This is a genomic window from Algoriphagus sp. oki45 (assembly GCF_036245605.1).
GTDB lineage: Bacteria > Bacteroidota > Bacteroidia > Cytophagales > Cyclobacteriaceae > Algoriphagus.
In genome coordinates, this window is the sequence record NZ_BTPC01000002.1 from 325137 (window position 1) to 338869 (window position 13733).

Annotated in this window: 8 protein-coding genes and 2 tRNA genes; all 10 read left to right on the plus strand. The window is 44.3% G+C overall.

The annotated features are described in order from the left end of the window. The first annotated feature begins 59 nt into the window (after positions 1 to 59). The 10 genes from mutS (at position 60) to AAA942_RS10935 (ending at position 13721) form a co-directional block, all read left to right on the plus strand. Positions 60 to 2663: a DNA mismatch repair protein MutS gene (gene mutS, locus AAA942_RS10890; RefSeq protein ID WP_338220301.1), complete on the plus strand. Its 2604-nt coding sequence runs from the start codon at positions 60 to 62 to the stop codon at positions 2661 to 2663. 57 nt (positions 2664 to 2720) lie between these two features. Next, the gene (locus tag AAA942_RS10895) at positions 2721 to 3518 is read left to right on the plus strand and encodes a LuxR C-terminal-related transcriptional regulator (protein ID WP_338220302.1); all 798 of its coding nucleotides are present in this window, start codon (positions 2721 to 2723) and stop codon (positions 3516 to 3518) included. Positions 3519 to 3641: 123 nt separating this feature from the next. Continuing rightward, positions 3642 to 3717 (plus strand) — tRNA-Gly (locus AAA942_RS10900). Between the two features lie 80 nt (positions 3718 to 3797). Continuing rightward, a tRNA-Leu gene (locus AAA942_RS10905) sits at positions 3798 to 3881 on the plus strand. A gap of 132 nt (positions 3882 to 4013) precedes the next feature. Further along, positions 4014 to 7217 (plus strand): CHAT domain-containing protein, encoded by a 3204-nt coding sequence (locus AAA942_RS10910; RefSeq protein ID WP_338220303.1) that lies wholly within the window; start codon positions 4014 to 4016, stop codon positions 7215 to 7217. Between the two features lie 55 nt (positions 7218 to 7272). Beyond that, positions 7273 to 8463, plus strand: a complete 1191-nt coding sequence (locus tag AAA942_RS10915; RefSeq protein WP_338220304.1) for a serine hydrolase domain-containing protein — start codon at positions 7273 to 7275, stop codon at positions 8461 to 8463. 70 nt (positions 8464 to 8533) lie between these two features. Next, positions 8534 to 9091, plus strand: a complete 558-nt coding sequence (locus AAA942_RS10920; RefSeq protein ID WP_338220305.1) for an RNA polymerase sigma factor — start codon at positions 8534 to 8536, stop codon at positions 9089 to 9091. Continuing rightward, the gene (locus AAA942_RS10925) at positions 9091 to 9822 is read left to right on the plus strand and encodes a tetratricopeptide repeat protein (protein WP_338220306.1); all 732 of its coding nucleotides are present in this window, start codon (positions 9091 to 9093) and stop codon (positions 9820 to 9822) included. The genes AAA942_RS10920 and AAA942_RS10925 overlap by 1 nt, the downstream gene beginning before the upstream one ends. A 67-nt stretch (positions 9823 to 9889) precedes the next feature. Continuing rightward, entirely contained in the window at positions 9890 to 12403 is a 2514-nt protein-coding gene (locus tag AAA942_RS10930; RefSeq protein WP_338220307.1) for a hypothetical protein, read from the plus strand. A 109-nt stretch (positions 12404 to 12512) separates the two neighbouring features. Then, positions 12513 to 13721, plus strand: a complete 1209-nt coding sequence (locus AAA942_RS10935) for a hypothetical protein (protein ID WP_338220308.1) — start codon at positions 12513 to 12515, stop codon at positions 13719 to 13721. Positions 13722 to 13733 lie beyond the last annotated feature (12 nt).

The following is a 13733-nucleotide window of genomic DNA, read 5'->3' on the forward strand; positions in this document are numbered from 1 at the left end:
TAATTCGGCTATTTTCAACCCTCATTTTCATTCCAAAAGTAACCCATTTCTCTCAACTCATGAGCAAGTCCAAAGACGGAAAAGAAACCCCGCTGATGAAGCAATACAATGCCATCAAAGCCAAACATCCCGGTGCTTTGCTGCTTTTCCGTGTCGGGGATTTTTACGAGACTTTTGGAGAAGATGCGATTGTGGCCAGCAAGGTACTGGATATTGTCCTGACCAAAAGGGCAAACGGTGCGGCCTCTCATATTGAGTTGGCTGGTTTTCCCCACCATTCCCTGGACAATTACCTGCCCAAACTGGTCCGAGCAGGCAATCGGGTAGCCATCTGCGATCAGCTGGAAGATCCCAAAATGGTCAAAGGGATAGTCAAGCGTGGCGTGACAGAGTTGGTCACTCCAGGGCTATCGTACAACGATCAGGTATTGGACACCCGAAAAAACAACTATTTGGCTTCCATTCATTTTGGGAAAGAAAAGCACGGGATTGCTTTTTTGGATGTATCTACCGGAGAATTCATGTGTGCGGAGGGAAGTTCTTCTTATGTGGAAAAGCTCCTTCAAAGCTTTGCTCCTTCTGAAATCATTTTCTCCAAGGCGGCAAAAAAAGTAGCTGCAGATCTCATCAAGAACGATTTTATCACTTTTCACTGTGAAGACTGGGTCTTCCAGTTTGACTTTACCTACGAAAAACTCAAAAACCATTTTGGCACAGCTAACCTCAAGGGCTTTGGCATCGAAGATTTGGATTCAGGAGTCATTGCTGCGGGTGCCATTTTGCACTATCTCGAAGAGACTGAGCACAAGGAAGTGCAGCATATTTCTTCCATTTCCCGAATTGCCGAAGAAAAATACGTTTGGTTGGACAAGTTTACCATCCGAAATCTCGAACTGGTTTTTGCCCAGCATGAAGGAGGGGTGCCCCTCATTCAGATTTTGGATCAAACCGTGACCCCTATGGGCTCAAGGATGATGAAAAAGTGGATGGTTTTACCTCTGAAGGAGAAAAAACTGATCGAGGAGCGACTCAATGCAGTGGAGTTTTTCTACCAAAACTCAACCCTGATCGAGGAAATTCTCACTCAGCTCCGGCATATCGGGGATCTTGAGCGATTGATTTCCAAAGTAGTGGTGGGCCGGGTCAATCCTCGGGAGATGAATCAGATCAAGCGTGCGCTGAAATCGACTTTACCCATCCGAGATCTGCTCAAAAATCAACAAAATCCCACGCTCAAGCGCCTGGCTGATCAGATTCATCCCTGCGAGTATATTTTGGAAAAAATCGAACGGGAGCTGCAGGAAGATGCTCCTATGTTGGTTCATCAGGGTGGAGTCATCAAGGACGGAGTAGACGCTGAGTTGGATGAATACAGGGGATTGGCCAATAAAGGCAAGGATTTTTTGGTTCAGATTCAACAGCGAGAAATTGCCAACACCGGAATTTCTTCCCTAAAAATCTCCTACAACAAGGTTTTTGGATACTATCTGGAAGTGACCCATGCGCACAAAGATAAAGTGCCTCAGGAGTGGATTCGCAAACAGACCCTTGTCAATGCCGAGCGGTACATCACTCCTGAGCTAAAAGACTACGAAGAGAAAATCCTCAATGCAGAAGAGCGTATGATTGCTCTGGAGCAGAAGTATTTTCAGGAATTGGTCAATGAAGCTGCCCAATTTGTAACCCAGATTCAGCAAAATGCCCGGATCTTGGGGACTTTGGACGCCCTGATATCATTTGCCAAAGTGGCCTTGTCCAATTCCTACTGTAGACCAAAAATTTCTGAGACCGAGACCTTGGAAATTAAAGACGGAAGGCACCCGGTCATCGAGAAGCAGCTTCCCCCCGGTGAGCACTATGTACCCAATGACATCTATCTCGATCACGACAGTCAGCAAATTCTGATCATTACAGGTCCAAATATGGCCGGTAAATCCGCTCTTCTTCGACAGACGGCCCTGATCGTCCTGATGGCTCAGATGGGAAGCTTTGTTCCGGCTACATTTGCACGAATAGGAATCATCGACAAGGTTTTCACCCGAGTGGGAGCTTCGGACAATCTTTCTAAAGGAGAATCTACCTTTATGGTCGAAATGACCGAGACGGCGAGCATTCTTAATAACCTTTCGGACAGGAGCTTGGTTTTGATGGATGAAATAGGACGAGGAACCTCAACCTATGACGGGATTTCCATAGCTTGGTCTATTGTGGAGTATTTGCATAATAACCCCACTTTCAAAGCTAAAACGCTTTTTGCCACTCACTACCATGAGCTGAACCAATTGACGGAGGATTTCCCCCGAATTAAAAACTTCAATGTATCCGTGAAAGAAGTGGGAAACAAAGTCATTTTCATGCGAAAGCTAAAGGAAGGAGGAAGTGAGCACAGCTTTGGGATTCATGTAGCACAAATGGCAGGAATGCCAAACCCAGTAGTATTGAGAGCTGCAGAGATTATGGCTCACTTGGAAAAAGACAAGGCCATGTCAGAAAAAAAGGAAAGCTTCAAAGCGGTTCCCAAAAACAATTATCAATTGTCTCTGTTTGAAATGGATCCTAAATTTTCAGAGGCCAAAAAACTGTTGGAAAGTATTGATATCAATTCGATTTCCCCTATTGAGGCTTTACTGAAACTTCACGAGATTAAGAAAAAATTGGAGTAAGTATGATCTAAAAGGTTGCTATATTCAAGTTTTAAAATTTAACACAGAAGGTTTTTTATGGACAAGGTATTGCTTAAAGACCTAAAAAAGCAGGAAAAGTTTACCAAGTTTTTCCAGGAGTGGAAGGAGCAGGAATTCAAGGGAAAGCTGGATGAGAAAAAGCTTTTGAATGAATTGGAGACCCTGGCAAAAAATATTGGAATTCAGGAAGGCTTGGTCGTAGCTTGTTTTGATTACCGAAACTTAAATCTTGCTTTTTTTACCGGAAATGTTGAAGAGATATCAGGATATCCGGAATCTATGTTTAGAAAGAAAGGAATGGAAACTTCCTTTACCATGATCCACGAAGATGATCGTCCCGAATTATTTCGATTCCAAAAAATAGTTTTTGATGCATTCCATAGTTTATCCTTAGCAGAGCGACATACTTTCCAATTTTCCTATACCACACGGTGGGTACACCGCACCACCCAAGAGGTAATATGGATGACATCAAAAGTTCGTCCTTATGTGATTGATGAAAAGGGAAATTTTATCATGGACCTTCATATCATTGTCCGGTTGGTGTCTCCTCCCAAACTTAAAAATTACGACTGGGATTATTCCTACACCAGAGATGATGGCAGTAAGATCATTGTGAGTAAAAGCTCTCCCGATGACAAGGCAGTAAATCTTACCCAAAAAGAAAAGGAAATCGTGTCCTTGATTTTGCAGGGAAAAGAATCCAAGGAAATTGCTGATATGCTAAATATTTCGTTTAATACTGTGGCTACACACAGGAAAAACATTCTTAGAAAGCTGGGAGCAAGAAATGTGGGAGAAATGGTGAAAATTCTTGCCTCTTATGAGTTTTGATTCCCTTGGTTGCCAACTAAATCGGGGATTTTGGAAAAAATTATTAGCCGGGTTCTTGCAAAAATATTTTCTCGCCTTACCTTTGCATCCACAATTCGCCTAGACAACGGTCTGGTCATACAAGCGAGAGTAGCTCAGTTGGTAGAGCACGACCTTGCCAAGGTCGGGGTCGCGAGTTCGAATCTCGTCTCTCGCTCCAAAGCCCTTGAAAAAGGGCTTTGTCATTTCAGGACATTTGAATTTTCAATGCCTGAAGCTCTAGCAACATACCTAGAGTAAGCCGGGATGGTGGAATAGGTAGACACGCAAGACTTAAAATCTTGTGGCCATTAGGCCGTGCGGGTTCGATTCCCGCTCCTGGTACTCAAAGCCCAGCATTTATGCTGGGCTTTTTGTTTTCTTCAGGACCTGATCAGAGAGGTAATTCCCTTAATTCCGATGACTTTTTTCTATCTTAATCGATGACGGTTAAAGGTAACTTAGCGCTCATCCCCCATGGACAGATTTTTAATCTTGCTCTTCTTCTTTTTATCCTCTTCACTTTTGGCTCAGGAAGTCTCTCCTAAAGCTTCCTGGGAAAAAATGCTTGAAAATGGTGAGTCCTCACTAGCACTCAGCCAAATTCAAGACTTCAGCCAAAACTTGATCGATGACAAAGCCTATGACAGCCTACCTGACTATCTGGTCTTGTATGGCCGAATTCTCCAAGCAAATAATCCCTCACCTCAGGCTAATCAAAAGCTCGAAAAAGTATATCTGGATTGGGAAAGGCTTTCCTCAACCCCTGCTTTTCGCAGAAGAATGGCCAAAAGCTTGGCCAACTGGTACGAATACCTTGGCAATACCACATTGGCTTATGAACAGACTTTGCTCGCATTGGATTGGGCAAAAAAAGACCTAAACCTAATCTCGGAAGTGCTTGCCGGCCTATATGTGAATCTCGGTGGATTGGCCGTAAAAAACATGGACCTTCCCGCAGCCAAAAAACATCTCGCTCAAGTCCTCCAAATCAAACCTGCCGAAAATGATGCTGAGCATATCTATTTTGCCAATAGTTATCTCGGGAATATCGCCTACTTCACGTCCAATCTCGATTCTGCAGCCTATTTCTACCAGAAAACACTGGAGGCCATAGACCTTCTGGAATCCAATCCGAGAAATCAATTCTACCGCAAAAGCATCATTCTTAATAACCTGGCAGGAGTTCAAATGGCCCAAAGTGACTTCGATGCCGCTGAAAAGTCCATGAATCAGACCATCCTTTTCCGAGAAAAATACATGGCCACTAATCTCGATGCCTTGGAATACCAAAAGGTCCTGCAGGATTACCTGAGTTCTCTCGATAATCTTGCCGGCCTTTACAAGCAGCTGGGTCAATACAGTCGGGCAAAGCAGCTATTGGAGTATTCCTATCAGAGAAAATCAGAAGAACTTGGGGAAGAAAACCTCAATACCACCAAATCCCGAATCCTCTTGGGACAAATCTATTTTGACACCCAAGATCTGGAAGTAGCTAGGAAATACCTGGAAGAAGGTCTGAGAAGGTTGCAGAATAGTGGACAGGAGAGTGCCTATTGGCAGGGGGATGGGATTCACACTTTGGCCAGAATGGAGGACTTTCTTCAAAATGAAGCTACAGCAGACTCCCTTTATCGCAAGGCCAAAGTAATTTTCGAAGATGAGTTGCAGGGAGAATTCGACGTGATTTACCTGGATTTTCTGAAGAATTTTTCTCTCTTTCTGGCAGAAAATCAGAAAAGCGAAGAGGCTATTTCGCTTTCCCAGACTGCCAGAGCTTATCTGGCTGAGATCAATTCAGACAATTTGTATCTGGATTTGAATCAGGCGGTCAATCAAGCAACCATCTATCAGCTGGGCAATCAATACCAGAAATCCCAGCAAACCATCTCAGAGGCTTTTGCACTTTGGAACACCCTGGTAAGCCGTCGCACCACTGTCCGGGACTCTCTTCAGGCCGTTTTTCAGAAGCCTCAGCTTATCCTGATTCGAAATAAAAATCGCTACAACCTAAGCAATCGGGAGCTGGAGCTTCTGAAATCCATTGAAAAGGAACTTTTGGAAGGGCTTCAGATTTTGGATTCCCAGTCTGATTTTCTTTTTGAACCCTCGGATATCAGCATCCAACTTGACCTCAACCGGCAGTACTTTGAGTTTTTGGAGCAGGTCGAGCTCGATCTGTATCAGAGAAGTGGTGCAGAAGTCCACCTCGATCGGCTTTTGGCTTACCACGAGCATGCCCGATATCGTCAGATTCGCTCAAGGCTTCAAAGGAATCAGCAGGTAAGGTACGGGGGCATTCCGGAGAAAATTCTCCAACGGGAAAAAAGCCTAAAGGAACGCTTGACAGCCTCTCTTCAAAAAGAAGTAGATAATTTAGAAGAATTCACCCAAGCCAATCAGGAATGGACAGCCTTTTTGGATATGCTGAGGAGAACCTATCCGACCTATTTTCAACTCCACTTCGAAAGCAGTGAAAGTATCCTAAAGAGGGTTTTTGCCCAGCTCAAACCGGACAGGACTTACCTCCGCTACTTACAGGTCGGTCAGGAGTGGCATGTATTGGTCATCAGCGGAAAAAACAAAAAACTGATCCCTTTAGACACTCAGCCTCTTTCCTCCCTGTTGCAAAAACTGGCAGTTCAGTCCTCGGATAACAAATTTCAGCCTGCCCTTTTTCATGAATTGTATCAGCTGCTCTGGAAACCTGCACTAGCTCAACTTCAAACTCAGCGCGTTGTGATCATTCCAGAAGGATTGCTGTTCAACTTGAGTTTTGAAGCACTGAGCCAAGAGCCTGTCTCTAAATGGTCGGATCTTATCGCTCACTCCCTTTTGCAAAAGCACAGCTTTTCGTATCAATATGGGCTGCTGTTACTAGACCAACAAAGCCCCAATGCCTACGAAGAACAACTGGTCGCCTTTGCTCCGGGCTTTTTTGACCAGATGAAGCAGTCCTATCAGGCATCTTTCAGGGATAGACAATATGTGGACAAAAGCTATCTGGAGCTGATTCCCCAGCCTTTCACCAGAAGATTGGTGGAGGAGATTTCGGCGAGATTTGAATCCAAAGTATTTCTGGAAAGTGGATCCACCGTAGCCAATTTTAAAAAGGAAGCCGGAAAATCCCGAATTCTCCACTTGGGGACCCATGCATTTTCCAGCAATGTCAATCCGAGCGATTCCCGTTTGATTTTTGCCAAATCTTCAGAAAACCCCTTGGAACCCCACGAACTTTTCGCCAGTGAAATTTACGGGTTGAATTTGAGTTCCGAGCTTGCCGTACTCCTGGCCTGCGAATCCGGCAAGCCAGCTTATGCACCGGGAGAAGGAATGATCTCTCTGGCACATGCCTTCAATTATTCCGGTACCCAAGCGATGCTCATCGGCCTGGGCAAAATTGATGAAAAAACAAGCGTACGGATTGCCGAGGATTTCTACAGTTTTTTAGAGGAAGGAATGCCCAAAGATGAAGCGCTGAGGAAGGCCAAACTGAGCTATTTGTCCCAATCTCAAGGGAGGGAATTGGCCCCCTCTTTTTGGGCAAGTCTCATCATTTTAGGAAATCCTGAGCCGGTTTCTCTTAAGCCAAGGTCTCATATCTTGTGGATTGCATGGGGATTGGTAGCCCTAAGCCTGTGTTTGGCCTGGATTTATCGAAAAAAAATTTTTCCAAGTTGATGACTTTGGGATGTGTCTTTCGATGAGTAGGTAAATATCAAACCTTCCCTACTTTATGAAAAAGCTCATCTTAACCCATTTTCGATTTTTAGGTATGGTACTTTTGATCGGCCTGATTGGCTGTTCAGAAAGCACAGATCCCACTCCTACCCCACAGCCTAATGCCGCTCAGGAGGATCTAGCAGTCATTGACAGTCAGGTCGAGGGTTTTATTTCCCAAAACAATATTCCCGGAGCGAGTCTGGCCATCTCCAAAAACGGCAAGCTGGTCTACCAAAAAGCATATGGAGTCGCAGATCAGGCCCAAAATAAGCCGATGCAAACCCAAACTCAAATGAGGGTTGCCAGTGTATCCAAAACCTTCACAGGATTGGCAATCATGCTCTTGGTTCAGGATGGAAAAATCAGCCTGGATGACAAAGTATTCGGAGACGGAGGCATTCTCGGCACCACTTATGGAACGAAGGCCTATTCCAATCGTGTCCTGCAAGTGACTGTCCGGAATCTGCTTCAAATGACCTCAGGAGGCTGGGTAGTGGCAGGAAATCGGGACGCAATTGATTATGAACAGCAAAGAACCAATGCTGGCTTTTTCGATTGGATGATGGACAACGGTACCTTGAATTTTGACCCCGGTTCCCAATATTGGTATATCAATACCAACTATTTTGTAGCAGCGCGGGTGGTGGAAAAGGTCTCCGGAAAGAGTTTTGCCCAGTTTATCAAAGAGCGGATTACCGATCCTCTGGAGATGAAATCGACCGTACTTGGCAAGAATGGTGTTCAGGGCAGACAGCCCAATGAAGCGGTGTACTACGGACAGGGCGGCACGAAAGGATTCGAATATAATTTCAATCTGGAAAGAAGAGACGGCGACGCTGGGATTGTCACCTCGGCTCCCGATTTGCTGAGATTTGTCACAGCCATTGACGGAAATCCTTCCCGTCCTGAACTACTTCAATCGGCCATTTATAATCAGTTTATCCAAGGCTCCACAGCCAATGGAAACTTTGCTAATGGAATTGCCATATCCAATCAGTTTAAGTTCTTCTATGGAGCCTTGCCTGGGACTAGATCCGGCTACATGTTCCATTCCAACGGCATGGCTGTGGCGCTGATCTTCAACGGAAATGGAGATTATACCCAGTCTAACTACAACAGTACTTTCGCCAGAGCTCATGATGCCTTGATGGTCAATTTGCTGACAACCAATACGAATATTTACCAAGACATCGACCAATTCTAATCACTCTTCCTGCCCTGCTATCCTTGGGATAAAATAGATTTACTTGTATCTTTTTGGCAATTAGCAAGCTATGCCAAAAGATTCTCTCAATCACCTATCGCAGCAAGAACTCATCAGCGGAATCAGAGAAAATGATCGAAGAATCATGACCTTGCTTTATCAAGACATATTTCCCAAAGTCAGAAGCTATCTTTTGCAAAACAATGGAGATGAGGATCAGGCAAAGGATATTTTTCAGGAAGCTTTCTTGGTAGTTTGGCAGCAGGTAAAATCCGGAGATTTCCAACCCCAAAACAGCACTGCGCTTCAGGGATTTCTTTATCAGATTTCAAAAAATAAATGGTTGGACTTTCTCCGATCCAGTCGTTTCAAAAAAGAGCAATCTCTGAGTGGATTTCCTATCGAAAGATCAGATAAACAAGAAACCGGGGATCAGGAAGAACAATTAACTCTGATGGAAAAGGCCTTTTCTCAGCTTGGGGAAAACTGTCAGGAGTTACTGAGGAAGTTTTATTTTGAAAAAATATCCCTTCCCGAACTTGCCCAAAACTTTGGCTGGACTGCACAGACCGCCAAAAACAACAAATACCGCTGCATGGAGACTCTCCGCAAAATCATGAAACCCTAATGGAAAATAACCTAAACATCAGCCCGGCCGAATACGAACTCATCGAAGGATGGCTGGAGGGCACTTTATCTGACAGTCAGCGGGAAGAGGTGAAGGTATTGGAAAATGAGGATCCGGATTGGTTGATCAAGGTGGAGCAGATAAAAGTGCTTCGGGAAGACTTGGAGTCTATCTTGGTCATAGCAGAGCTTGAAAAAATCCATGAGGAAGTAATAGGAAAAAGCCCATCCAAAACCTATCCTTTTCCGAGATGGATTTTGGCCGTTGCGGCAACCATTGCCCTGATTCTAGTAGGTTGGTGGGGATTTCAGAGCGTTTTCCAAAGTTCCAATGAAAAACTTTTTGCGGCCTACTACCAGACCGACCCGGGATTGATTACTGCCATGTCGGGCTCAGATTCATATGAATTTGACCGGGGGATGGTGGATTTTAAAGAAGGAAAATATAGGGAAGCTTTGGTACGATGGGAGCTCCTTCTAGAAGAGGACCCTGCCGATGACACGCTGCTGTATTTTGTGGCTATGGCTCATCTGGAAATGGAAAATTACCCTTTGTCTCAAGAACTTTTGAAGCAGGTAGCCGATGAAGATTCCTCTGAATTCAAGGAAGATGCCAGCTGGTATCTTGCCTTGATTTATCTGAAGAAGGGAGAAATGGAAGCGGCTAAACTCATCTTGTCTAATTTGGAAAAGCCAGAGGCTCAGGAGCTATTGCAAAAAATTCAAGAATAATCTTTGCACTTTTGATGACTTTTTGAAGACCATCCGATGAGTAAGCAAACCACTACTTACTTGTCTTATGAAAAAGTTACTTTTCCTCTTTTTGGCGACCTTGACTATTTCTTGTCAGGAAGACACCGAGCCAGCAAATCCTACCGATCCGACCACTCCCCCTGTAGGAGAAAACCCGCCCGTAAATTATCAAACTCAAGATGTTCAGATTGTCTTGCCCGAGGGAAGCTCTTTGGACCTAACTGGGGCGGAATTGCTTTCATTTGGAGAAAGATTCCCTGTTGGAAGTGAGGGAAAGGTAAAAGCAATAGCAACTCCCGGCGAAGGCAGTGTTACCTTTCTTTTGGATAAAAATGGGGAAATAGTTCTGATGGGGTACCTTTCGAGTGATCAAAATAAACTGTCTCCTCAGACCACAGCGGATGTGTTATTGTACCAAGGAAGCCGCCTATGGTTAATTCCCGGACAAAATGCCCCAAGTTTCTTTGCCAAAATAGATGAAATTTCTCCCGCAGTTTCCTGGAGAGAAGAATTTGAAGGATTATGGAAGCAAGATCCACTCATTCTTTCCAAGGGGATTTTTGTTGAGCCATTGAAGGAAGTATTAAAGCAAATCATGCCCGAACCCAATGAATTGGATATCCGAGCCAAAGTATCCGATATTCAAGTAGATGCGGCAGATATCAAAAGCGGTATTCAGGTTTTTGAAAGCGACCTAGGAAAAATTTCCGTTACCAATTCCTATCGAAGAAGAGCGCATGCTTTCCTGTACAAAGTATCTTCAAAGGATGAATCCGGGGTGAAAACAACTCTTATAACCAACTTAGGAGGCAGTACACCAGCCAAAGAGGATTTTCCCATTGACCCAGCCTCAGCTGCCAATTCTTTAACAGGGATATTGGGCAGCCTGGTGGAAAATACACAATCGGAAATAGCAGCGAAAACAAGTGGTCCAGCATCCTTGCCTTTGGAAGATAAGGAAAGTGAGGCTGAGTATAAGCTGCATATCGTAGGCCCAGGAATAAGCTCGACCAATCCAAAAACCGAAGCAGAGTTCCTCAAATTGACCCGGCTGGAAGTGGAGACTTTTGCCATTGATTTTATGTTCCCGCTCATCATGGAGATTTTTGGGTACAAGGGAGATCTAAAAGAAGGTGGGATTGATATCAAAAATGGGAGAGTTGAGGCTTTTATCGAAAAGACTGAATTGTTTTTAAAGGCTAGCCCCGATGTTTATGAGGAAATAAAAAAAGGTCAATATGCTGCTGCCTTGAAAAAAGGAATCGAAAAAGTGGAAACAGGCCTAATTGAATCTAGTTTTAAGGAGTTGGCTTTCACAGGCTTTGACATCATGACTGAATTTGGAAAAGACTACGTGAAGGATTTTCCCAAAGTAGACGCCAGTAAATATGATGAGGTTTTTGAAAGTGCAGGAAGAGTCCTTAAAGTTTTGAATTCAGCCCTTTTGGCAGGAGATTTTCTTCGAATTGGTCTGGATTTTAGAAATTCCCGTCAGTTTGAGGAATGGACAGTCACAGCCCGCTCTGCCAAAGTCAGTCTGCTTCCCGCAGAGGCAACGGTTTCCAGCCGAGGTAACAAAGAGATCAAAGCCGAAATCAAAAATTTAGAAGAAGAAGGGGGCGATAATTTCCCCTATTTCAAATGGAGCACTTCTGGAAAATACGGCTACATCCAGGACAAAAAAGGTAACAAGGGCAAGTCATTTGACAGTTCGGACAAAGAAATCACTTATTACTCCGAGACCAGCGCCTCAGATCTCCCTGAAGAAAACAACTTCGAATACGTCTATGTGGAGGCTTATTACAAAAATCAGCTCATAGGTAGGGACACTACTGTCCTCAATCTGAAAAAGAGCACCTATATCCTGAAACCGGGAGGTCTAGTACTTTCCGGCAAGGAAGATCAGATAAATACAGCCAAACTCTATATCGAGCCAGTGAATCAACGAGACGCAGATTTCACAGGGAAAAAGGTGGTGTGGACCACCGAGGGTAAACACGGGCGCTTAGTGAAATTTGCAGAAAACGGGACCGTCATCACCACCTACGATGAAAACTGGATCAATTATTTAGTGACAGATGAGGACACAGAAAAAGGAAGGGAGACGGTCAAGGCGAGAATTTATGAGAAATCAGCAGTAGATGGAGAGTATTTTCTTTACGAGGAATTGACCCTGGATATCGAGATAGATAATTCAGATAATATCAAAATCATTACGGTAGACCTTTCGCTCACCAGTTTCCAAAACAACTCGGATAAATTCTATACCTGTGGGTCAAGGTTACAGTTTCTGGTGGAGCCCGAACCAAATGCAATTTCCTACACAGCCAAAATCATAGACTTGACTCCAGGAGGTAATTTTCTGGGCCAAACAGCTAGTTGGAGTGCCAATAAAACTCCAGAGGAAGACGGAAAGTACAGGGCTTTCATCGTAGCCTTCAAAACCCAAAGCCGACCTGTAAATTTAGGACCTCCCAATTGTGCGGCAATTGCGGCAGAGGTGAATTCTAAATTTGTGGGCAAAGCTCAAGTCGTCATCCGGTTGAAAGATCCCGGCTAAGAATGCATAGCCACAGAACGTAGAAAAGTCATTGGTGATAAAGTAAGTCCTTTCTCCACCAATGACTTTTTTATAAAAATTCTTTGATGACTTTTTTCAATTCCCCACGATGAGTAAGCAAACCACTACTTACTTGTCTATGAAAAAGCTATTCTTTCTACTCTTTGGGCTTTATTTGTCCTATCCTGTTTTTTCACAAACCACCTACTATTATCCTCCCGGTTATTTTGGGTTGTACAACAATCAATCCACCAGTGCCCGAGCCCAGGGGATGGGTTTCAATACGCTGACCAGAGCCGGAATCGAAAATTCCTTTTATAATCCTGCAGCCATCGGGAGTTCAAAGGCTCCCATTCAGGCCTACGCTAACTATGCCAACGGCCATTCTTATCGACCAAATTCCAGATATTATTTCGTAGGAGGGGCGGTAAGGCTGAAAGAAAAAATCTCCGTCGGTCTTTCCTATTTCAGCTATCAGAATCCCGATCCCGTTTGGACGACTATTATCGGTGGTGGAACATTTGACACCGATTTCTTCTCTCAGCGGGCTATTTCCATTTTGGCTGCATATGAGCTTATGGAGGGCCTTCAGGTCGGCCTCAGTGCCAATATGATACAGGAAAATGCAGTAAATGGAGAAAAGACCAATTCCGACTTTATCCCAAGTCTTGGGGCTCAATACCAAAAAGGGGTAAATTTTTTCAAGTCTGAAAAGATCCGAAATCAGCAGTTTTTTGGGGCCTTATCACTCTCTAATTTCCTCTTCAATGGCGAGACCAATCAGGAATATCAGGACTGGATGTCCATCAGTTATTTGCCCATTATCCTCAGACTGGGTACAGGGTACTCTTTCCAGCTTCCTCTTAGTTCTGGTCTTACTTCTGGCAAGGCATACTTTAGAGACGGGGCTCAGGCAGTTGACCTTAGACTCGATCTCCAATTTCAGGATTACCTTCCGGGAGGCCCCGAAAATAATACAGATCATGAGCTTAGTACCGCTTTTGGGGTCGGTGCAGAGGCTTGGTTTTTCGAAAGACTGGCCTTTAGGATTGGATATTTCACCGAAAAAGGTCCTTCGGGTATTCAATCCGATGGGGATATCTGGGTGACCGGTAATCGAGCCGGCTTTTCTTGGGGCTATGGTACCCTGATTCCGACCTACCAGCTCACGGACGGAAAAATGCCATTTGATATAGAAGTCAATCTGGTCACCGGCAAGCAGATTTCTTCCCTGAATGAAGAAATATACACCCATCCGGCCATTTTCGCTGATGATACCTTCCAGTTTGCTTTTGGGCTCAATCTGCTTTGGAGATAAGACCCTAATTCC